The sequence below is a fragment of the Nisaea denitrificans DSM 18348 genome, assembly GCF_000426505.1.
Classification (GTDB): Bacteria; Pseudomonadota; Alphaproteobacteria; order Thalassobaculales; family Thalassobaculaceae; genus Nisaea; species Nisaea denitrificans.
On record NZ_AUFM01000011.1, the window covers coordinates 1,883,223 to 1,905,098 of the forward strand.

At 61.9% G+C, this 21,876-nt stretch carries 16 protein-coding genes; 9 read left to right on the forward strand and 7 right to left on the reverse strand.

Features of this window, described 5'->3' with window-relative positions:
- The first annotated feature begins 22 nt into the window (after positions 1-22).
- From lpxC to ligA, 4 genes are all read left to right on the forward strand, one after another.
- Positions 23-937, forward strand: a complete 915-nt coding sequence (gene lpxC / locus K328_RS0109870) for a UDP-3-O-acyl-N-acetylglucosamine deacetylase (protein ID WP_156901217.1) — start codon at positions 23-25, stop codon at positions 935-937.
- A gap of 122 nt (positions 938-1,059) precedes the next feature.
- On the forward strand, positions 1,060-1,896 hold the full coding sequence (locus K328_RS23325; RefSeq protein ID WP_084608191.1) for an outer membrane protein assembly factor BamD: 837 nt from the start codon (positions 1,060-1,062) through the stop codon (positions 1,894-1,896).
- A gap of 6 nt (positions 1,897-1,902) precedes the next feature.
- Complete coding sequence (gene recN / locus K328_RS0109880) at positions 1,903-3,567, forward strand: DNA repair protein RecN (RefSeq protein WP_028465848.1); 1,665 nt, start codon at positions 1,903-1,905, stop codon at positions 3,565-3,567.
- A gap of 13 nt (positions 3,568-3,580) precedes the next feature.
- Positions 3,581-5,671 (forward strand): NAD-dependent DNA ligase LigA, encoded by a 2,091-nt coding sequence (gene ligA / locus K328_RS0109885; RefSeq protein ID WP_028465849.1) that lies wholly within the window; start codon positions 3,581-3,583, stop codon positions 5,669-5,671.
- A 396-nt stretch (positions 5,672-6,067) separates the two neighbouring features.
- Here the strand turns inward: ligA and K328_RS0109895 are convergent, their stop codons facing one another.
- Both K328_RS0109895 and K328_RS0109900 read right to left on the reverse strand, forming a co-directional pair.
- The gene (locus K328_RS0109895; RefSeq protein WP_036553301.1) at positions 6,068-6,856 is read right to left on the reverse strand and encodes an enoyl-CoA hydratase/isomerase family protein; all 789 of its coding nucleotides are present in this window, start codon (positions 6,854-6,856) and stop codon (positions 6,068-6,070) included.
- A gap of 27 nt (positions 6,857-6,883) precedes the next feature.
- The gene (locus K328_RS0109900; RefSeq protein WP_028465851.1) at positions 6,884-8,692 is read right to left on the reverse strand and encodes an aminopeptidase P family protein; all 1,809 of its coding nucleotides are present in this window, start codon (positions 8,690-8,692) and stop codon (positions 6,884-6,886) included.
- 255 nt (positions 8,693-8,947) lie between these two features.
- Between K328_RS0109900 and K328_RS26645 the strand changes: the two genes are divergently transcribed.
- A complete protein-coding gene (locus tag K328_RS26645; protein ID WP_028465852.1) occupies positions 8,948-9,391 on the forward strand; it encodes a DUF1127 domain-containing protein in 444 nt (147 codons plus the stop codon).
- 96 nt (positions 9,392-9,487) lie between these two features.
- On the opposite strand, the gene K328_RS0109910 is transcribed toward K328_RS26645, so the two are convergent.
- The 4 genes from K328_RS0109910 to K328_RS0109925 form a co-directional block, all read right to left on the reverse strand.
- Entirely contained in the window at positions 9,488-10,390 is a 903-nt protein-coding gene (locus K328_RS0109910) for a 50S ribosomal protein L11 methyltransferase (protein ID WP_028465853.1), read from the reverse strand.
- A gap of 14 nt (positions 10,391-10,404) precedes the next feature.
- Complete coding sequence (locus K328_RS0109915; protein ID WP_028465854.1) at positions 10,405-12,714, reverse strand: ATP-dependent helicase; 2,310 nt, start codon at positions 12,712-12,714, stop codon at positions 10,405-10,407.
- 327 nt (positions 12,715-13,041) lie between these two features.
- A complete protein-coding gene (locus K328_RS0109920) occupies positions 13,042-14,847 on the reverse strand; it encodes a chloride channel protein (protein ID WP_028465855.1) in 1,806 nt (601 codons plus the stop codon).
- 5 nt (positions 14,848-14,852) lie between these two features.
- Positions 14,853-15,329, reverse strand: a complete 477-nt coding sequence (locus K328_RS0109925) for a thioesterase family protein (protein ID WP_028465856.1) — start codon at positions 15,327-15,329, stop codon at positions 14,853-14,855.
- A gap of 75 nt (positions 15,330-15,404) precedes the next feature.
- Here K328_RS0109925 and K328_RS0109930 point away from each other — a divergent pair, with 75 nt between their 5' ends.
- The 4 genes from K328_RS0109930 to K328_RS23335 all read left to right on the forward strand — a co-directional run bounded on the left by K328_RS0109930 (position 15,405) and on the right by K328_RS23335 (position 19,886).
- Positions 15,405-16,334, forward strand: coding sequence for a hypothetical protein (locus K328_RS0109930; protein ID WP_156901218.1), 930 nt, complete (start codon positions 15,405-15,407; stop codon positions 16,332-16,334).
- 113 nt (positions 16,335-16,447) lie between these two features.
- Positions 16,448-18,199, forward strand: coding sequence for a tetratricopeptide repeat protein (locus tag K328_RS0109935; RefSeq protein WP_028465858.1), 1,752 nt, complete (start codon positions 16,448-16,450; stop codon positions 18,197-18,199).
- Between the two features lie 227 nt (positions 18,200-18,426).
- The gene (locus K328_RS23330; RefSeq protein WP_051284701.1) at positions 18,427-19,248 is read left to right on the forward strand and encodes an MlaA family lipoprotein; all 822 of its coding nucleotides are present in this window, start codon (positions 18,427-18,429) and stop codon (positions 19,246-19,248) included.
- Positions 19,249-19,262: 14 nt separating this feature from the next.
- Positions 19,263-19,886 carry an MlaC/ttg2D family ABC transporter substrate-binding protein gene (locus K328_RS23335; RefSeq protein WP_036553303.1) on the forward strand — a complete coding sequence of 208 codons (624 nt, stop codon included), beginning with the start codon at positions 19,263-19,265 and terminating at the stop codon, positions 19,884-19,886.
- A 71-nt stretch (positions 19,887-19,957) separates the two neighbouring features.
- Here K328_RS23335 and ettA read toward each other — a convergent pair whose 3' ends face one another.
- A complete protein-coding gene (gene ettA / locus K328_RS0109950) occupies positions 19,958-21,640 on the reverse strand; it encodes an energy-dependent translational throttle protein EttA (protein WP_028465859.1) in 1,683 nt (560 codons plus the stop codon).
- Positions 21,641-21,876: the final 236 nt, after the last annotated feature.

A 21,876-nucleotide genomic window follows, 5' to 3' on the forward strand; every position in this document is an offset into this window, starting at 1 on the left:
GGCCGGTGTCAGGAGCATCCTTGTGATTGCGCAACAGACCTTGAAGACGAGTATCTCTTGCCGGGGTGTCGGGTTGCATGGCGGCGTCGACTGCATCATGACGCTGCATCCCGCTGCTGCCGATCACGGCATTGTCTTCAAGCGCACCGATGTCTCCGGCAAGGACCCGCTGGTTCGCGCCCGCTGGGACATGGTGCATGACGCCACCATGTGCACCCGGCTGCAGAACAATGACGGCGTGACGGTCTCCACGGTCGAGCATCTGATGGCGGCGCTTGCTGGCTGCCGCATCGACAATGCCCTGATCGAGATCGACGGCCCGGAAGTGCCGATCATGGATGGCAGCTCCGAGCCGTTCGTGCTGCTGATCGAATGCGCCGGCACCGCCTCCCTCGCCGCGCCGCGCCGCGCTATCCGGATTCTGAAGACCGTCAGTGCCCAGGACGACAAGCGCCGGATCGAAATCACCCCGGACGATCACTTCTCGGTTAATTTCGAGATCGAGTTCGATAGCGCCGCGATCACCGAGAAAAGTCTCGACGTGAAGCTGGTCAACGGCACCTTCAACGAAACCATCAGCGGCGCCCGCACCTTCGGCTTCATGGAAGACATCGACCGCCTGCGCGCGGCCGGTCTCGGCCGGGGCGGCAATCTCGACAATGTCGTGATCGTCGACGGCGACACGATCCTCAACGAAGGCGGCCTGCGCTTCAAGGACGAGTTCGTTCGACACAAGATCCTCGACTGCGTCGGCGATCTCTATCTCGCCGGAGCGCCGATTCTCGGTCGCGTCGATGCCTGCAAATCCGGGCATCTGTTCAATAACAAGCTGCTTCGGGCCCTGTTCGCGGACGAGACCGCGTGGGAGCTGGTCGACATGACCCCGGAGATGGCCGCGGCGGACCACGATCATCCGTTGCTTGCCGCGACCGCGTAACTCCTCTATCCCAACAGTGTTATTCGGCGGGTACCGGCCGGGCTGCGGATTCCTCTGCAAACCCCTTGGCGTCGGCGCCCGGGAACCGTATTTTCTTATGGACACATGTCCGGGGAAATCCGATGAAATTCGCCTCTGGTGATTTTAGCCCGCTGCGGCTGAAGAACCTTGCTCTGCTGACCTGCGTGCTGGCCCTTGCGGCCTGTAGCGATGACAAGCAGAAACTGGAATATGTCGAGCGCCCGGTCGAGCAGCTCTACAACGAGGCTGTCGATAGTGCGCTGCAAGGCGACTACAAGAAAGCCGCGCCCCTGTTCGACGAGGTTGAGCGCCAGCACCCCTACTCTGTCTGGGCCACGCAGGCGCAGATCATGGCCGCCTATTCTCTTTACCAGAGCAACAAGTACGACGAAGCGATCAACGCGCTCGATCGGTTCATCCAGCTGAACCCGAGCAACCAGAATGTCGACTATGCCTACTATCTGAAAGGCCTCAGCTACTACGAGCAGATCGTCGATGTCGGTCGTGACCAGAAGCTGACCAGGAACGCCATGGATACGCTGCAGGAACTTGTGCAGCGCTTTCCCGAGAGCCAGTATTCCCGCGATGCCCTGCTGAAGCTCGACCTGACCCGGAACCATTTGGCCGGCAAGGAGATGGAGATCGGGCGGTTCTATCTGCGCCAGGAAAAATATCTCGCCGCCATCAACCGCTTCAAGCGCGTGCTCGAGAACTTCGACACCACCGATCAGGTTCCGGAAGCCCTGCATCGTCTGACCGAGGCCTATAGCGCCCTCGGCCTTTACCAGCAGGCAGAGCGCACGGCCGCCGTTCTCGGGCACAATTACCCGGGCAGCGAATGGTATCAGGACAGCTACGCGCTGATGACCACCGGGAGCAGTCGCGGTTCAAAAGCGGACGATGACGGGCTCTTCGGCCTTGATCTCTGGATATTCTGACCAGCCATGCTGACCAGCCTCACGATCCGCGATGTGGTGCTGATCGACAGGCTCGACCTCTCGTTCGGGCCCGGCCTTGCCGTGCTGACCGGGGAAACCGGAGCCGGTAAGTCCATCCTGCTCGATGCGCTCGGCCTCGCACTCGGCGCGCGGGCCGACAGCGGTCTTGTCCGCAACGGCGCAAAACAGGCCGTCGTCACCGCGAGTTTCGACGTGCCGGACGGGCACGGCTCCGCCGAAATCCTGGAAGAAATGGGCATCGAGGTGGATGGCCCGGTGATCCTGCGCCGGATCGTCACGGCGGACGGCCGCAGCCGCGCCTTCGCCAATGACGAGCCGGTCAATGTCGCCACCCTCAAACGCCTCGGGGAAACCCTGGTCGAGATCCAGGGCCAGTTCGACCAGCGCGGCCTGATGGATCCGGCGACCCACCGCGAGACTCTGGATGAATATGGTGGACACGACGCGCTGCAAGCAGCCGTGCGCAACAGCCATGCGGCCTGGAGCGAAGCCCGCTCGGCCCACCAGCGGGCCCGCGAGGAGCTGGAACGCGCCCGCACGGAAGAAGACCTGCTGAGACATAATGTCGAGGAACTCGACGCAGTCCAGCCCGAGGACGGCGAGGAAAGCCGTCTCGCCCAGGATCGCACCTTGCTGGCCAATGCCGCCCAGATCCTGGAAGCGATGAACGCCGCCGTCGACGCCCTGCAGAACGAAGACGGAGCGGACCGGGCCGTCGCCGGGGCCCAGCGCAGCCTGGAGCGGGTCCGTGACCGGGCCGGCGACAAGCTGGACGCCGTGCTCGAAGGCCTTGACCGCGCCGCCGCCGAAATCCAGGAAGCCCAGCATGCCCTGACCCAGATCGCCTCCGACGTGGAAGCAGATTCCGGCCGGCTGGAGGAAGTCGACGACCGGCTGCATCTGCTGCGCGGTCTCGCCCGCAAGCACGATACCGAAGCCGACCGGCTGCCCGAGATACACCGTGCGCTGTCCGCTCGCCTGGCCGCACTGGACGATGCCGGCGGCGGGCTCGCCGATCTGGCCCGGGCGGAGCAGGACGCCCGAGATGCCTATACCAAGGCTGCCGAATTACTGACGACCGCACGCACAAAAGCGGCCGACAAGCTGGACACAGCGATCACCTCTGAGCTGGGCCCGCTGAAGCTCGACAAGGCGACGGTCAAAACCCGGCTCGATCCTCTAGCCGAAAGCGACTGGAGCGCGGGCGGCATGGAGCGGGTCAGCTTCCTGATCTCGACCAATCCCGGCGCACCGCTTGGCCCGCTGGGCCGCATTGCCTCCGGTGGCGAACTCTCCCGCTTCCTGCTCGCATTGAAAGTTGTGCTCTCCGAGGCCAACCCTGTTTCGACCCTGGTGTTCGACGAGGTCGACAGCGGGGTTGGCGGTGCCGTGGCGGCGGCTGTCGGCGAGCGTCTGGCCCGCCTCGGCACCGACACGCAGGTTCTGGTCGTCACCCATTCCCCTCAAGTAGCCGCCCGCGGCATCCGGCACTGGCACGTCGCCAAGCAAGCCGACGGCGAGCTGGTGAAGACCGCTGTCTCCCGGCTTGAGACCAGCGAGCGCCGCGAGGAGCTTGCCCGCATGCTGTCCGGCGCAACCGTGACGGACGAAGCCCGGGCAGCAGCCGACAGCCTTCTCAACCCAGCCTGAGGACCGATCTCGCATGACTGCCCCGGAAACGAGCAAACCGGTTGAGGCCATGAGCCGCGACGAGGCGGATTTCGAGCTGCGCGTCCTCGCCGCCCAGATCGAGAAGCACGACAAGCTCTATCATCAGAAAGACACGCCGGAGGTCAGCGACGCGGATTACGACGCGCTGCGCCGCCGGAACGAGGCGCTTGAAGAAGCCTTCCCGGACCTGATCCGACCGAACAGCCCGTCGAAGCGGGTTGGCGCCGCGCCGTCCGCCGGCTTCTCCAAGGTCCGGCACAAGAAGCCGATGCTGTCCTTGTCCAATGCTTTCTCGGACGAGGATGTGACGGACTTCGTCGCCCGCATCCGGCGCTTTCTCAGCCTCGGCGAGGATGCGCCCGTGGCTCTCGTCGCCGAGCCCAAGATTGACGGCCTGTCTGCGTCCCTGCGCTATGAGAACGGCACATTCGTTCAGGGTGCGACGCGGGGCGACGGCACCGAAGGCGAAGACATCACCCGAAACCTGCAGACCATCGGCGATATCCCGAAAACCCTGCCCGCCGATGCGCCTGCCGTGTTCGAGGTTCGCGGCGAGGTGTTCATGGGCAAGGCGGAGTTCCGCGCACTGAACCAGCGTCAGGAGGAAGCCGGGAAGAAGATCTTCGCCAACCCGCGCAACGCTGCAGCCGGGTCCCTGAGACAGCTCGACCCGAACATCACGGCGGAGCGCACGCTGCACTTCTTCGCCTATTCCTGGGGCGAGGTTTCTGAGATGCCTGCCGACAGCCAGACCGGATTTCTGGAAAAGCTGAAGGAATGGGGCTTCATAATCAATCCGATGACAAAGCTCTGCGATGGATCGACCTCGGCGCTGGAAGCCTACCGTTCCATCGGGGAGGCCCGCGCCGGGCTCGATTACGATATCGACGGCGTCGTCTACAAGGTCGACCGGCTGGACTGGCAGGACCGGCTCGGCATGGTCAGCCGCGCGCCGCGCTGGGCCATCGCCCACAAATTCCCCGCCGAGCAGGCCGAGACCGTGCTTGAAGGCATCGACATCCAGGTCGGCCGCACCGGCGCCCTCACCCCGGTCGCCCGGTTGACGCCGATCACGGTCGGCGGCGTTGTGGTCTCGAACGCCACCCTGCATAACGAGGACGAGATCCAGCGCAAGGGCGTGCGGATAGGCGACACGGTTGTCATCCAGCGGGCCGGCGACGTCATCCCGCAAGTGGTCCGCGTTATAGAAGAAAAGCGCCCGGCCGATGCGGTGCCCTACGACTTCCCCGATCATTGCCCGGTTTGCGGCAGCGAGGCCGTACGTCCCGAGGGCGAAGCGATCCGGCGCTGCACCGGCGGCCTGATCTGCGCCGCCCAGGCGGTTGAGCGGCTGAAGCATTTCGTCTCCCGCGACGCCTTTGATATCGAGGGGTTGGGAGCAAAGCAGGTCGAGGCCTTTTACGAGGACGGTCTGATCGCACAACCAGGCGATATATTCCGTCTGAAGGACCGGGCCGAAGAGATTTCAACCCGCGAGGGCTGGGGAGAGAAATCCCTGACCAACCTGCTGGCCGCCATCGAGGACAGGCGCAACATCGGGCTCGACCGCTTTATCTACGCTCTCGGCATTCGCCAGATCGGTCAAGCCACCGCGAAGCTTCTGGCCGCCAACTACGGCACGCTCCCGGCCCTCACCTCCGCCATGCTGGAAGCGTCGGATCCGGAATCGGAAGCCTATGCGAGCCTGATCAATATCGACCAGATCGGCCATTCTGTGGCCACCGACCTCGTCGCTTTCTTCCATGAAGACCATAATCGCGCGGTTCTGGAGGATCTCGAGAACGAGCTGGAGATCGAAACCTTCGTACGAGCCGTGGCGGACGACAGCCCCGTTGCGGGCAAGACCGTGGTCTTCACTGGTACGCTGACAACAGTGAGCCGTGGCGAAGCAAAGGCAAAAGCGGAGTCTCTCGGGGCAAAAGTAGCGGGGTCCGTCTCAAAGAAAACTGATTTTGTGATTGTCGGCGCCGATGCCGGATCGAAAGCCCGGAAGGCCGAAGAGCTGGGCCTGACGATTCTGAGCGAGGAAGAATGGCTCACATTGATCGGCGCAAACGTCTAATTCAAAAGGACTTTTCTTCGAGGCCTGCGCGTTTTGCGAACGTAGGGGGCACCTTATGCCAATCGTTATGCTTCCAGCGCATACCAACCCTGATGTTTCTCGATTACTCGCTCAAGAGTAGATCGCCTATTTGAGGCTCGTACCGCACAGCGGAACAAAACCCGGGCCCGTTGCCCCTCTCACCCCCCTAGGAGGAAGCGATGACGACGTTTCATTATGTTGGACTGACGAACATGGCCGCAATCGGCCTCTTCACGCTGGTTCTTACCGTCATCGGTTGAAGAGCCCGGGTCGGAAATTCCCCTCCCGCAAAAACGGGCTCCGATTTACGGAGCCCGTTTTTGTTTGTCCGGAATCAGCTTGCTCACCTGACATCCCGGCGCAGTAATACTCCGGTCAGCGTCCCTTGAAGACCGGCTTGCGCTTGTTCAGGAAAGCATCGAGACCCTCGCGACCATCCTCAGTCTGGGCCAATTCGGCGATGGTCCGGGTCTCGTCTTCCATTTGCGCTTCCACAGATTGCTGAAAGCTGGAAGCAAGCAAACGCTTCACACCGCCATAGGCCCGGGTCGGACCGGAGGCGAATTTGGCCGCCAGCTTGCTGGTCTCCGCAGCCAGATCGTCATCCTCGATCACGCGCGTGACGATGCCCCAGTCCTGCGCCTCTTCCGCGCTCAACGACCGGTTCGTCAGCATCAGTTCCTGCGCCCGGCGCATGCCGACAATCCGCGGCAGAAAATAGGTCGAACTGCCGTCAGGCGACAGGCCGGCGGCCGTATAGGCCATCTTGAACTGCGCCGATTTCGCCGCCAACACGATGTCCCCGATCAGAGCCGTGCTGAAGCCGGCACCAGCCGCCATGCCCTGCACGGAAACGATGACCGGTGAGTTCATCCGGTACAGGCGGGAGATGGCTGCGTGAAAATAGGCCGTTGTCTCTTTCAGGCACGCACCGATCCGGTCGCTCTGGGACTCGAAATACTTCAGATCGCCACCGAAGCCAAAGACCGAGCCGCTGGCATCCAGAATGACCGCGCGGACATCCGGGTCCTCGCTGGCATTGATCGACGCTTCCAGCAATTCATGCGCCAGCGCGAGATTCACGGCATGACCCGCTTCAGGCCTGTTCAGCGTGATCCGCGCCACACCGTCCGCCGCCGAATAGAGAATAGTCTCATAGGCCATATTTACGTCTCCCTTTGCCCCTTAAACCTACGCAACCCGTGGCGCCAATGGCGCCGTGGCATCCGCCAGCCAGACGGTCGTTTCCGGATCGAGATCCGGACTTAATGTCTCCCGCACCCGCGCATGATACGCATCGAGCCAAGCGATCTCGCCGCTGTCGAACAGGGAGAGATCGATCAAGGCGCGGTCAATCGGCGCCAGTGTGAGCGTCTCGAAGCCAAGCATCGGCCGCTCCGCTCCCGGCACGTCGCGCGCTTCCACGGCAACAAGATTCTCGATCCGGATACCGAAAGCGCCCGCCCGATAATAACCGGGCTCGTTGGAGATAATCATGCCCGGTTTCAACTCGGCTCCGCCACCGGACTTGGATATCCGCTGCGGCCCCTCATGCACGCCGAGATAGGCGCCGACGCCATGCCCGGTGCCATGATCGTAATCGAGCCCGACCTCCCAGAGCGGCCGCCGGGCCAGCGCGTCGAGCTGACCGCCGGTGGTGCCCTGCGGGAACACGGCACGGGAAAGCGCGATCATGCCTTTCAGCACGAGCGTGAAGCAGCGCTGCTCCTCCTCCCCGATGATGCCGGTCGACAGGGTCCGGGTGACATCCGTGGTGCCGTCGAGATATTGCGCCCCGGAATCGACCAGATAGATCTCACCCGGCTCCAGGTCCCGGTTGCTCTCCTCCGTCACCCGGTAATGCACGATTGCGCCGTTCGGCCCCGCGCCGGAAATTGTGTCGAAGCTCGGCCCGCGAAACATCTCGTGCTCGGCCCGGAAGCCGTGCAGCCGCTCCACCAGCGTCATCTCGTCGAGACCGCCCTGATGCGCCCGGCTCGCAAACCAGCACAGGAACCGGGCATAGGCCAAGGCATCGCGGTAATGCGCGGCCCGTACGCCGATCATCTCGATATCGTTCTTCACGGCCTTCACGGGAAGGATCGGGTCCGCCTGCAGATCGAGCTTGCCGTCGGCCTTCCGGACCCGCTCCATCGCCCAGACCGGCGCACTGGCCGGATCGATCTGGATGGTCACCCCATCGCTTGCGAGCCGGTCAAGCGCGGCGCCAAGCTCGGCCTCAGGGCGCACGGTCACAGCGTTGCCGAGATGCGCCAGAACATCGGGACCGAGTTTGTTGCCGTCGACAAAGAGATCAAGCGTCTCGTCCGCGGACAGAATTGCGAAGCACAGGCAGAGCGGCGTGTTCCCAACGTCGTTGCCACGCACATTCAGCAGCCAGGCAATCGATTCCGCCGACGTAATCAGCAGGGCCTCGGCGCCTGTCTGATCGAGCGTGCCGGCGATTTCCGCCCGCTTTTCCTCGGAGCGCTTCCCCGCGTAAGCAACCGGGTGCGGTTGCATCGGTTCTGCCGGTGCCGCCGGCCGGTCGGCCCAGACGGCATCCAGCGGGTTAGCCTCAAGCAGCACCAATGCGCCGTCGGCCTTCTCGACCGCCTTGCGCAACCGCTCCACCTGCTGGTCTGTATGCAGCCAGGGATCGATCCCGAAACGCTGGCCGCGGCCAAGCTCTTCACTGATCCAATCAGCCGCGGTTTTATCCGCGATGTTGAAACGCTGATAAAGACTGCCGTCGACCTGGCTTTCGATCTGCAGGCTGTAGCGGCCATCGGTGAAGACCGCAGCCTTGTCCCGCAGCACCACGGCTGTGCCGGCGGAGCCATTGAAGCCGGTCAACCAGGCCACCCGCTCGGCTGAGGCCGGCAGATATTCGCTCTGATGCGCGTCGGCCCGCGGCACGATCATGCCGTCCACTCCAGCTTCCGCCAAAGCTGCCCTGAACGTACCGAGCCGTTCCGCTGCCGTGCCCGTTGCGGACATATTCCCTGCTCCCTGCCTTGCCTGTATCCGGATCTGCCTCGTGCCAGATTAGGCATCGCGCCGGACGGGAACAAGGGAAGGAGCGAATTGCTTCGGATTAGTTTTATTAACAGTCGGTTAAGTTCAACGCATGACAAAACCCACAATGCATGCGCTCAACGCATAACTGCGCTGCAAACACACCGCTCCTCGCATGTCAAGTCCGCATCTATATTCCCGTCATCAGAACAAAACACCCCCTCAGGGACGCCGAAGATGAACTACTACAAACTCAGCAGCAGCCTCGAAGACCTGAAGATCCAGGAAGCGGGTCCCTATGTCGCCCGGGTCACGTACCCCGATGACACAGCGCTCCGCCGGCACAGCCTGTACAGCGCCGAGATGCAGATCCGAGCTGAGTGGAACCGTTACATCGGCACCCTGATCGCCAAAGGAGCCAAGTCCATGTTCAAGAACCTCATCAACCGTCTGCGCATTTCCCGCACCATGTTCGAGCTGAACAATCTCGACGACCGGATGCTGGCCGACATTGGCCTGACCCGCAGCGAAATCACTTCTGTTGCCCGCCGTATCGCCAACGTCTCGACCCAGCCGGTCGCAGCACGGACGATCATTTCTCCGGCAGCAACCATGACCGAAATTCCGGCTGGCTTCGTCACCGAAGCCGCCAACAGCGACGAGCAGCGGGAAGCCGCCTAATTCCCCCTCCCCTCAGGAGGCTTCTCTAGCGCTCGAAAGTCGGCGGTTCCGAAATTCCTCCCGTTCGGAACCGCCGCCTCAACTTGAAGTACGCTTCTACCGGCGTGGTCCCGAGACCGCGCCGGTTTTCTTTTGCAGCATCAGCGTCATCCAGTCGCCGAACCGCCACTTCCCGGCCAGCACCAGCCCCTGCTGGCGGTGCGCCGAAAGCACGGCCGACGTCTGGTGATAAAGCAGCCCGGACAGAACCGCAGTTCCGCCAGGCTTCAGCGCGCGGTTGAGCGACGGCGCCATCTTGCAGAGAGGCCGCGCCAGGATGTTGGAGAGAATCAGCTCGTAAGCTCCGGCCGGGCGATCCTTGAGAACCGCATATCCATTCCCGGAGCGGGCTTCCACCCGCTTGCCGACCCCGTTAGCAATCGCATTTTCCAGCGTTGTGTCCACCGACACAGGATCGATATCGACAGCCATGACCCGGGCCGCCGGCCAGATCTTTGCCGCGGCCATGCTGAGAATGCCAGACCCGCAGCCCATATCGAGCACCTTGGCCGGCGTCATCCGCTTGGACAGTCTGTCGATCGCCCGCAGGCATCCCTCTGTCGTGCCGTGCGAGCCGGACCCGAAAGCCTGAGCCGCATCGACCTCGATGTTCAAGGTTCCGACCGGCGCCTTGCCGCGCAAATGCGAGCCATGCACCAAGAACCGGCCGAACTGCATCGCCGGGAAAGACTCCCTGTTGAGACGCAGCCAGTCGGTATCCGGCAGCAGCCCGATCTCGACCTCCGGCAGATCGTACCCGCCGAGGGTTGCGGCAACGGAAAGCGCGCCAACGATCTCGCCTCGATCCGGCTCCACGGTCGAGACGCCCTTCAGGATCCAGATCTTGTCTTCTTCCTGCTCGAAGACCGAGATCGCCTCGACAAAAGGCTCAAGAACATCCGACAGCGGCAGGGCCGCAGCGGCGGAGGTTTCCAGGGAAACTTGCCAAATCGGCTTCATAATTCACTCTCTAACTAGGGCTTACTTACAAAACTGGCGACGAGCTTCTTGCTTCCCGCCTTGTCGAACGCGATTTGCAGTTTGTCTCCATCAACGGTCGACACGGTGCCCATACCGAACTTCTGGTGGAACACACGCTCGCCAACCGCGAAGGGCGGCGGCTTGCTGCGATCCACGACATAGCCCTTACCTTCAAGCAGCGGCGCCTTGGCCCGGCTTTCTCCGCCGCGCCGGCCATATCCGGGGCCGCGCCCACCATGGGCCGAGCCATAGCCGAAGCTGCTCCCGCCCCAATCGTCAGCGTCACCGGACGCACTTCCGAATCCGCCATAGCGAGAGCCCTGAAATCCGGTCTCGCTGCTGACCTCTACCTGGTCGGCCGGCAACTCATCGACGAACCGGGACGGTATCGAGCTTTGCCACATGCCATGCACCCGGCGGTTCGCGGCAAAACTGATATGCACCTGTTTACGCGCCCGGGTCAGGCCGACATAGGCCAGGCGGCGCTCTTCTTCCAGCCCGGCGGCACCGCTCTCGTCCAACGCCCGCTGGTGCGGGAACATGCCGTCCTCCCAGCCAGGCAGGAAAACCTGATCGAATTCCAGCCCCTTGGCAGCGTGCAGGGTCATGATGCTGACCTGGTCCTGATCGGTACTCTGGGCGTTTTCCATGACCAGGCTGATATGTTCGAGGAAGCCCGCGAGATTCTCGAACTCCTCCATCGCGCCGCAGAGTTCCTTCAGGTTCTCCAGCCGGCCCGGCGCTTCCGGCGTTTTGTCCTTCTGCCACATCTCGGTATAGCCGGACTCGTCCAGCACGATGCGGGCAAGGTCGCTGTGGTCCTCGACATCAATCAGAGAACGCCAGCGCTCGAAATTACCAATCACCTCGGCCAGCTTGCGCTTGGCGGCAGGCTTCAGCTCGTCCGTCTCGATGATGCGGGAGGCCGCCCTGTAGAGAGACATGCCCTCGTTCCGGGCCAAATGATGCAGCACCTGCATGGTGGCGTCGCCGATGCCGCGTTTCGGCTTGTTGACGATGCGCTCGAAGGCGAGGTCGTCATCGCGCTGGTTGACCACTCTCAGGTAGGCCAGCGCATCACGGATCTCCATCCGCTCATAGAAGCGCGCGCCGCCGATCACCCGGTAGGGCAGGCCGATGGTCAGAAAGCGCTCCTCGAATTCGCGGGTCTGGAAGCCGGCACGGACCAGCACCGCCATCTGCGCGAGCTTCACGCCCTTGCGCTGCAGCGCCTCCATCTCCTCGCCGACATGCCGGGCTTCCGATTCCCCGTCCCAGAGACCGCGCACATTCAGCTTTTCGCCTTCAGCGCCCTCGGTCCAGAGCGTCTTCCCAAGTCGCCCCTCATTGTGGGAGATCAGCGCGGAGGCGGCCGCAAGGATGCGCGAGGTCGAACGGTAGTTCTGCTCCAGCCGGATCGTTGTCGCGCCGGGAAAATCCTTCTCGAACTTCAGGATGTTGCCGACCTCGGCACCGCGCCAGCCATAGATCGACTGATCGTCATCGCCGACGCAGCAGATGTTCCGGCTTTTCTGCGCCAGAAGCCGAAGCCAGAGATATTGCGCGACGTTTGTGTCCTGATATTCGTCGACCAGAATGTAGGTAAACTGATCGTGATATTTCGTGAGCACGTCCGGATGGCTCTGAAACAGGTCAACGCACAGCAGCAACAGATCGCCAAAATCGACCGCATTCAGGATCTTCAGACGCTCCTGGTATTGTCGGTAAATCTCCACCAGCCGGCCGCCGGCGGCATCGCCCGCCTCGTCGCGTCCGACCTTGTCCGGGGTCAGGGCGCGATCCTTCCAGCGCTGGATGACGCCCATCATGGCCCGTGCCGGCCACTTCTTGTCGTCGATGTTCCCGGCCTGCAGAAGCTGCTTCAGCAGACGCTGCTGATCGTCCGAATCAAGGATGGTGAAATCCGACCGCAACCCCGCGAGTTCCGCATGACGCCTCAGAATCTTGGCCCCAAGAGCATGAAAAGTGCCGAGCCAGACCTGCTCCGCCATCGGCCCGATCATGCCGCCTACACGCTCGCGCATTTCCCGCGCGGCCTTGTTCGTGAAGGTCACCGCCAACACATTCCAGGGCCGGGCGCGACCGGTCGAGATCAGATGCGCGAGACGGGTTGTCAGAACCCGTGTCTTCCCGGTCCCGGCCCCCGCAAGGACCAGCAACGGTCCGTCGACAGTACGAACGGCCTCGGCTTGCCGCTCGTTCAGGCCGTTCAGATAGGGCGCATCGGCATCCGGTCCCGCAGGTGGGATTTCGGGCTCATCGTCGAAAAACAGGTCAGACATACGGTGCAGCAGGAAAAATTTCGGGTAAGGTGAAGTCCATAGGCCTTTAACAAAATTTTAGTGAATCCAGATCTATCTTATCACTAACAGCCCGACGGGCTCCGAGATTTGGATGAACGCCTATGTAAGAGCGGGCTCGGTCTATTGCCACAAAAGCCTCTGAACCTACCTTTAACACAATAGATCATCGCTCGCTTTACTACTGACTAACGGATCCGTTGTCGCACCTTTCAAGAGCCGGTCCCAAATGGTCGCGACAAACGGTAGACGGGGTGTCAATCCCCTGCTTGTCCCCAACGAGCAGATGGAGGCACCCCGTCGCCTTTTTCAGCCGAGATACCCTCCGCGTTTACCCTGATCTCCGTGCTCCTCGTCGCGCAGTTGTTCCAGAGCACGATTGTAAGCGCGCATCACATCCGATTCTTCCAGCCAGCCGATCAGAACAGGTGTGTCCCGCCCCCTGACAACCGGGAGCACACCGTCGCCGACCCCGGCGAAGCTGTCGATCACCGGCCCCACACTCTCGGACGCACTCAGCACCGGGCGCGACTTGTCGAGGAACCGGTCGATGTCAAAATCCGCCCCCGCGTCGGCAACAAAAGCATCCGAGCCCAGCGCCGCCAGTGTCAGGACACCGGCCAGCCGTCCGTCCCCGTCAATTACGAAAACAACCCCGCCATTCGCCTTCAGCAGAGCCGCGCGTATATCCCCAAGTCCGGCGTCGTGCCGGACCGTGGTCGCGCCTTCATGCATCAGGTCCGACACGGTCATTCCGCTCAACACCTCGACATCGTGGCCGCCTCGAACGGAGACACCGCGGGCTTTCAGTTGATTGTGAAAGAATGACGGGCCGTGCAGCGTCCGTGTCAGCAGGGACGCAATCACAACCGCCACCATCACGGCGATGGTCAGACGATAGTCGCCGGTCAGCTCCACGATGATCAGCATGGTCGAGATTGGCGCCCCGAGGACCGCGCCGGAGACAGCCCCCATCCCGACCAGCGTATAGGCCCCGTGCCCCGATGAGAGATGCGGATAGGGAAGAGTCGCGATCATGCCGAAGGCCCCGCCGACCATCGCACCGATGAAGAGGCTCGGGCTGAATATCCCGCCGCCAAAACCGAAGCCGAGTGAAATCGCGGTCGCGAGCATCTTCAGGAGAGCCAGCGCGATCAAAGCCCACAGCACGTAATGTTCGTTCAGGGCGTTATCCATAGCCTCGTAGCCGACACCGAGCAGCTCCGGGAAGAAAATAGCAAGCCCACCCACGGCAAGCCCGCCGACGACCGGACGTATCCAGCCCGGCAGACGGGTGCGGTCGGCCAGGGATTGCATGATCGGCACCAGCCGCATGAAGACGATGGCCGCTCCCGCCGCGACGACCCCGAGGAGGGCGAAAGCGCCGAACTCCAGGAAGGAAGTAATCTCGTGAGGCGGCACGGTAAAAGCCGGAACATCCCCAAAATAGGTCCGCGAGACGATCGTGCCGGCGACGGAGGCAATGACGATCGGCGCGAACGCAGTCAGCGCGTAATGGCCTATGACCACTTCGAGAGCGAAAAACACGCCGGCAACAGGCGCGTTGAAGGATGCCGCAACGGCCGCCGCGACGCCGCAGCCGAGCAATGTGCGCGATTGCGACCGGGCCAGTCTGAAGCGGCGCCCCATATAGCTGGCAATGGTGGCACCCAGATGGACCGCAGGCCCCTCACGGCCGACGGAAGCGCCGGAGCCGATGGACGCGGCACTGACCAGAGCCGCGCCGAGACCTGCGCGCCCGGACATCCGTCCAGCCCTGAGGGCGTTCGCCTCGATCACGTCAGCCACGCCCTGGGGCCGGCCACCCGGCATCAGAAAACGGACATAGAGGCCGATCAACAGACCGCCCAGGGCCGGGGCCAGCAGCAGGTGCCACCAGGCGAGTCCGGCGACACCGGATGCGATTCGCTCATGGCCGAAACCAAAAAAGCCGGTCTGGATCAGCCCGATCAGCTCGCGAAACAGCACCGCGGCAAAGGCTGCTGCAATACCAACCGCGACCGCAAGCCCGGAAAGCAAAACCTGATCGTTGCGGATGCCCGCCGATGCACGCGCCTGCAATGTCCGGAACCAGACGGTCAGGCGATCATTCATCACCGCTAAGATCTCCTGATTGCGATTGTGCGGCCGGCAGCGTCCGGTCTCGGCAAAGCGTCATGATCCCGTTTCAGATCTTGCAGCCTCTCCATCGCCGCTTCGGGAAAGGGCGCGGAGCGTCGGGTTTTCAGGTCGATATGCATAATCATCAACTCGTTGGTCGCAGCGAGATAGTGCTGATCGGCATGATACATCCGGTGGAAAACATGCATACGTTTTGCATCATGGTCGAGGATTTGCGTGCTGAATAAAAGCCTGTCGCCGAGCCCTACCTCACGGTCATAGGTGACATGCGCCTCCAGCACGAAGACCGAGGCATCGCATTCATGACGATAGGAAGCACCGAGGCCCAGACGGTCCAGCAGGGCGTCTGTTGCCTTGTCGAAGGCAACGACATAGTAGCCGACATTCATGTGCCCGTTATAGTCGACCCAGTCTGGCCGGACCGTCAGTTCGCCGGAAGCGAAACACTTGTTCAAATCAACCTGTTCCATAGTCCGGACATTAACGGCATTTGTTTTGTCCCGCCACGGCACACAAACGGAAGTTCAGCGGTGAGGCTTTTACAGTATCTCGGACGGCGTGCTGCGCTGGTAATGGCGCTCGGAGTCTTTATCGGCCTTGCCTTGCCGGACCTGGCAGCCGTGGCGAAGCCCCTGCTCTCGCCGACCGTTCTGATCATGCTGACCGTCGCCATGACCAGGACCGATGCGTCCTCTCTTGGCCGGACGAGCCGCCGGGCCGGAACCCACCTGGTTGCGCTACTCTGGCTGCTCATCGTCATACCGTGCCTGATGTATGCCGCTCTGGTCTTCCTCGACGTCCCGTCGGAACTGGCGACGCCGATGCTGATCTGGAGTGGCAGTCCGCCTCTGGTAACGGTTCCCGTCATCGCCCTGATCATCGGGCTGAATTCAGCGGCCGCCCTGCTCCTGATGGTGGTCTCGACCTTCGTCTTCCCGTTCATCCTGCCCGGCCTCCTGTTCTGGCTGATTGGCATCGAGGTTGACCTGAGTGCCGGCGCCCTGACCGTGAAACTGGCGCTTATGATCGCCGGGTGCGCCCTTGTCGCGACCATTGTCAGGCGCAAACTCGGCACCGAAGTCTTGCGGGAGAAAGCTGCGATTTTCGACGGCATCGCGGTTGTTCTGATGCTGGTTTTCGCCGTCTCCGTGATGGACGGCGTCCGCGACTGGCTGGTCACCGACCCGGCAACGGTAATGCTTTACGTTGGGGCGGCTTTTGCAGGAAGTCTCGGCCTGCAGCTGATCGGGGGATTAGTGTTCTTCTGGACCGACCGCCAGAATCAACTCTCTGTCGCCCTGTCCTCCGGAAATCGCAACATGGCGTTGTTCATGGCGGCGGCAGGCTCCGCGCTCGGCCCGGAAGCCTTCCTGTTTTTTGCCGTCGCCCAGTTTCCGATCTATATACTTCCTGTAATGCTTAAGCCCATTTACCAGAAATTGTCGGCGCGGAAGGTTTAATCTACGTAGGACGATTTCTGAATGATCTCGTGATATTAAGGAATTAGCACCCATTTTGAATTAGACTGCCGGTAATTTTGGCAAAGCCTTCACAGGCAAAAAGGAGAACGCCTTTGCGTTCTGCGATCACACGGGCAAAGCGCCGGGGCCGGCTTGGCCTCTGGCAAAGGCGGCTGACGATTATCGCGCTGACCGCCATCGGGGTGTTCGCGAGTTACTTCTTCACCCTCGGAAAAGCCGAAAACTATCAACATCTGGTTGCCGCCACGATCAGCGTTTTCGGGATTTGCGCCCTGATCGCGGATTGGGTGGTGTCCCGTGACATCAAGCGTGGCGGCGGAGTCCAGGCGATGCGTTCGGGTGGCACGCTCAGCACCGGCCCCGGCGCCATGGCCGGGCGCCTCTGGGCCCAGGGTGAGGGCTTCCGGTTGCATGGCCTCAACACAGAGGCCCGTGAGAATTTCCACGAGGCGGAGAGCCTGTTCAAGGAGGCCAAGGACACAGAAGGCGTGATCGAAAGCATGATCAGCCTTGGAAAGCTCGAACGCGCCCGTAATCAGCCTGACGATGCCTCCAAGAAATTCGAGGCTGCCTACAACGCGGCAAGCGCAGCCAAGAACCGGACGGGAATGGCCAACGCCCTGCTGCAACAGGGCTATCTGCTAATCGCCAAGAAAAGCTCCGATGGCGCGCGGCAAGCCTTCGAAGAGGCCGCCAAGCTCTATATCGAGGAGAACAGCCGGTTCGGTGAAGCCAACGCGGCGCTCGGGTCGGCCGAGGCCTCCATGCAACTGACCAAGACAGATGAAGCCGCCGCCGCATTCGAGCACGCACATTTTCTGTTCAGCCAGGTCGGGGATCGCAACGGCGAAGCGCACGCGCTCTATTGCCGTGCAGAGATTGACCGGCAACAGAGGCGCTCCGCAGAAGCACAGAACCGCTTCGAGCGCGCCCTCACCCTTTATCGCCGCACCGGCGATTTTCTCGGCGAGGCGGCTGTTCGTCTTGCCATGACCGACATCCTGCGCCGTCTCGGACGAGCGCCGAACGCGCAAGCAACTGCCCTTGAAGCCGCCGACCGGTTCCGCGATGCCGCCCGGCGGGTCGGTAACAGTCCGATGCTGGCAGGACGCGGGGACATCAGACGGGCACCGATCCGCTTTGAAATCGCCCGCTCCCACGGGGCGATCGCCCGCACCATGCTTGCCGAATCGCAGGATGACTCACTGGAAGCCCGGCTACTCATCGGGCTCGGTGAAATGGAGCGCATGGGCGGCCGGCTTGAAGATGCGCGAATGAACTTCGAGCGGGCGATCCAGCTCTCGAAAGGCACCGACAAACTACCCATCCTGGCCGACGCCCTGAAGGGCAAGGGACGCGTCGAAATGCAGAAGGGCAACTCGCGCGGTGCCCGAGAGGTGATGAAGGAAGCGCAGAATCACTACAAGAATGCCGGCGGTGCCCGTGATGCGGCGCAGACCCTGATGGATATGGGTCAGATCGACCTTCTGGTAGAAAATCCAGACCGGGCCCGGGTGACATTCGCGCAAGCCCGAACCATGTATCGTGGACTCAATGAGATCGGACTAGAGGGTGCGGCCCTGAGAGCCATAGGAGATCTGGAATCACAACTTGGGCGATTGCCGCAGGCGCAGCAGGCTTACGCGGAGGCACGCGGATTGTTCCGGCAGGCTGCCGATCATATCAGCGAAGCCGACTCCCTTCTGATGATCGGTCTGCTGTCGATCAATGTGGACAATGCGACCGCTGCTGCCTTCACAATTCAGGCAGGACGTCTTTACAAAGCGGTCGGAACGGTCGAATGGAACCGTCGCGCTTTTTCCCTGGCGCGCAGGATCAAGTAACAAATGCATGAAACACAACATCAGAACGCGATATTTTTGCAACATCACCGCGGTAAGAAATTGCGGATAAATTGCGGGGCCTTGGCCTTGCGGAAACCTCTGTGGTACCAGCTTATCCTCGCGACTGAGGCTATCGAGTCGGTGGAATGCTGTTTGCAAAAGACAAACGCAGGCCATGGATCAAGAGGCGGCTATTCGCTGAAACGCGCAGGTAACGGGTTGAGATTATGACTTTTCTGTCTCGCATTCACCGGGCCGCCGGTATCCTTTTCGTGCTGATCGCGCTGACCGGTTGTGCGACTCCTCCGGAAGAAACCACCGCTGGCCCACAGGTTTTCGACCCCATTGAGCCAGTCAACCGCTTGTTCTTCGCCATGAACGATACGGTCGACATCTTCGTGCTGCAGCCAACGGCCTTCGTCTACAAGACTGCCTTGCCCGATCCGATTCAGGACATGGTCCGCAACTTCCTGCGCTGGCTGCGCTCCCCGGTCGTGATTGCCAACAGCCTGCTGCAGGGCGACACGGACAATGCCGGCAATGCGACTCGCCAGTTCCTTGTCAACGGCATCACAGCCGGACTGATCGATTGGGGCCAGGGCGAAGACTGGGCCTACCGCGATGAAGATTTCGGCCAGACCCTCGGCGTACACGAGGTCGGCGGCGGTCCTTATCTTGTGCTGCCTCTTCTCGGCCCTTCGAATGGCCGCGATCTGGCCGGACGCGTTGTCGACATCTTCTTCGACCCGCTGACCTATATCGTCAGCGGCCAAGGCGCCCAGAATGCGATCACCATCGGCCGCGCCGGCACCAGCGCCGTCGATTTCCGCGCCCGCAACTTCGATCAAATAAACGAACTCAAGGCGTCCTCGCTCGATTACTACGCCCGCCTGCGTTCCATCTATCTGCAACGCCGGGATGCCGAGATCCGGAATGGCGAGCCTTCGGAGGAGCCGCTCACAGCGGATGGCAGCCAGGAATTCGAGGACTTCACTCCGTCCGACCGGCCCGGTTCCGAAACCGGCGAGCTTCCGACCAAATCGAATTGAGCTAGGCAGACACGATGACCATTTTCCGTCGCGCGATTATCCTGCTTGTTCTCTGTATAGCGGTTCCCTCAGCACCGGCATGGGCTGACGAAAAAGGCGCCGCCGCGGAGAAATTCGTGGCCGGCCTCGGTGATTCGGCGCTCGCGCTGGTGACCGACAAGACAGTCGTAGGCGAGGCGCGCCGCGAGAAGTTCCGCATGCTGCTGAACGAGCATTTCGATCTTAACTGGATCGGTCAGTTCGTGCTCGGCCGCAACTGGCGCCGCGCCAGCCCGGAGGAGCGCGAAACCTATCTGAAGCTCTTCGAGGAGAGTATCGTCTTCACCTATACGAACCAGTTCGACAATTATTCGGGCCAGATGTTCGAGGTCACCGGGAGCGGCAAGAACGGCCGCTATACCGTGGTGAAGAGCAACATCGTTGATCCCGCGAACCCGAACGGCAACGTGCTGATCGACTGGCGGCTGATCGAGGATGGCGAGACGTTCCGGATCGTCGATGTGGTGATCGAGGGTATCAGCATGGGCATTACCCAGCGTAACGAATACTCCTCCGTGATCGAGAGCAACGGCGGCAAGATCGCCCCGCTTCTGGCCCGCATGGAAGAGATCCTCGAAGGGTTGCGCAAGCGCACCTGATCCTTCGGACTTTCCGCTCATAAAAAACGCCGGCTTCAAAGCCGGCGTTTTTCGTTAGTGCGTGCGAGCGATCAGGCGCGGGCGATCGGCTTGTACTTGATCCGGTGCGGCTCCACCGCATCTGCGCCAAGCCGGGCTTTCTTGTCTTCCTCATAGGCCTGGTAGTTGCCCTCGAACCACTCGACGTGACTGTCGCCCTCGAAAGCGAGGATGTGGGTCGCAATCCGATCGAGGAACCAGCGATCATGGGTGATGACCACGGCGCAGCCGGCGAATTCCAGAAGAGCCTCTTCCAGTGCCCGGAGCGTGTCGACATCAAGATCGTTGGTCGGCTCATCGAGCATCAGCAGGTTGGCGCCGGATTTCAGCATCTTGGCCAGATGCACCCGGTTGCGCTCACCACCGGAAAGCTGGCCGACCTTCTTCTGCTGGTCGGAGCCACGGAAGTTGAACAGGCCGCAATAGGCCCGGCTCTGCATCTTGCGCTTGCCGAGATCGATCTCGTCCAGCCCGTCGGAAATTTCCTCCCAGACGGTCTTCGTGCCGTCGAGGGAATCGCGGGACTGGTCGATATAGCCGAGAACCACCGTGTCGCCGACCGTGAAGGTGCCGCTGTCCGGGGTTTCCTGGCCGGTGATCATCCGGAACAGCGTGGTCTTACCGGCGCCGTTCGGGCCGATCACACCGACAATGCCGCCCGGAGGCAGCTTGAAGGAGAGATCGTCGATCAGCAGCCGATCGCCGAAGCCCTTGTTCAGATGATCGGCCTCGATCACCTGACCGCCGAGACGCGGCCCGGCCGGGATGACGATCTGCGCCGTGTCGTTGCTCTTCTCCTGGCTCTGCGCCAGCAGTTCCTCATAAGCGTTGAGACGGGCCTTGCTCTTGGCCTGACGGGCACGCGGCGACTGCCGCACCCACTCCAGCTCCTGATTGAGGGAGCGCTGGCGGGCATCTTCTGTCCGGCCTTCCTGCTCCATCCGCTTCTGCTTCTGTTCCAGCCAGCCGGTATAGTTCCCTTCGTAGGGGATGCCCTTGCCGCGATCGAGTTCCAGAATCCAGCCCGCCACTTCGTCGAGGAAGTAGCGATCATGGGTCACGGTCACGACGGTGCCCGGGAAATCGTGCAGGAAGCGCTGCAACCAGGCGACTGACTCGGCGTCAAGGTGGTTGGTCGGCTCATCGAGCAGCAGCATGTCCGGGGAGGAGAGCAGCAGCTTGCAGAGCGCCACCCGGCGGCGTTCACCACCCGACAGCTTGGTCACGTCCGCATCGCCCGGCGGCAGCCGCAGCGCGTCCATGGCGATCTCGACCTTGCGGTCCAGGTCCCAGGCGTCGGCAGCGTCGATCTTCTCCTGCAGCTCGCCCTGCTCGGCCAGCAGATCGTTCATCTGATCGTCGGTCATTTCCTCGCCGAACTTGGCGCTGACCTCGTTGAACCGGTCGAGCAGGTCCTTGGTCTCGCCCATGCCTTCCATGACGTTGCCATGCACGTCCTTGTCGGCATTCAGCTCCGGCTCCTGCGCGAGGTAGCCGACCCTGATGCCATCGGCGGCCCAGGCTTCACCCTGAAACTCCGTATCGACGCCGGCCATGATCTTCAGCAGCGTCGATTTACCGGCGCCGTTCGCGCCGAGCACGCCGATCTTGGCGCCGGGCAGGAAGGACAGGTGAATGTTCTTCAGAACCTCGCGCCCGCCGGGCCAGGTCTTGCTCAGACCTTTCATCACGTAAATGTACTGGTACGCAGCCAAGGCGACGCTCCTATGAAGTATGAGAATGAGGCCAGAGTTGTATCCAAGTGCGAGCCCGGCGGCAACTGGCGCCTTGCGGCAGGCTGAATGACGCGCTGAACAGGGCAGGTTTCGGGGCCCTCAGCAGGCGGCAATAGCCCGGAAACCCGGCCCAACTATGGTCGTCATCCCGGATCAAGTCCGGGATGACGTTTTTGGAGAAGGTCCGGGATTACGACTGTCTGAAAGATGACGGC

Coding starts and splice junctions, on each gene's coding strand:
- K328_RS23325 (WP_084608191.1), top strand. CDS start 1,060: ATGAAATTCGCCTCTGGTGATTTTAGCCCGCTGCGGCTGAAGAACCTT.
- recN (WP_028465848.1), top strand. CDS start 1,903: ATGCTGACCAGCCTCACGATCCGCGATGTGGTGCTGATCGACAGGCTC.
- ligA (WP_028465849.1), top strand. CDS start 3,581: ATGACTGCCCCGGAAACGAGCAAACCGGTTGAGGCCATGAGCCGCGAC.
- K328_RS0109895 (WP_036553301.1), bottom strand. CDS start 6,856: ATGGCCTATGAGACTATTCTCTATTCGGCGGCGGACGGTGTGGCGCGG.
- K328_RS0109900 (WP_028465851.1), bottom strand. CDS start 8,692: ATGTCCGCAACGGGCACGGCAGCGGAACGGCTCGGTACGTTCAGGGCA.
- K328_RS26645 (WP_028465852.1), top strand. CDS start 8,948: ATGAACTACTACAAACTCAGCAGCAGCCTCGAAGACCTGAAGATCCAG.
- K328_RS0109910 (WP_028465853.1), bottom strand. CDS start 10,390: ATGAAGCCGATTTGGCAAGTTTCCCTGGAAACCTCCGCCGCTGCGGCC.
- K328_RS0109915 (WP_028465854.1), bottom strand. CDS start 12,714: ATGTCTGACCTGTTTTTCGACGATGAGCCCGAAATCCCACCTGCGGGA.
- K328_RS0109920 (WP_028465855.1), bottom strand. CDS start 14,847: ATGAATGATCGCCTGACCGTCTGGTTCCGGACATTGCAGGCGCGTGCA.
- K328_RS23330 (WP_051284701.1), top strand. CDS start 18,427: ATGACTTTTCTGTCTCGCATTCACCGGGCCGCCGGTATCCTTTTCGTG.
- K328_RS23335 (WP_036553303.1), top strand. CDS start 19,263: ATGACCATTTTCCGTCGCGCGATTATCCTGCTTGTTCTCTGTATAGCG.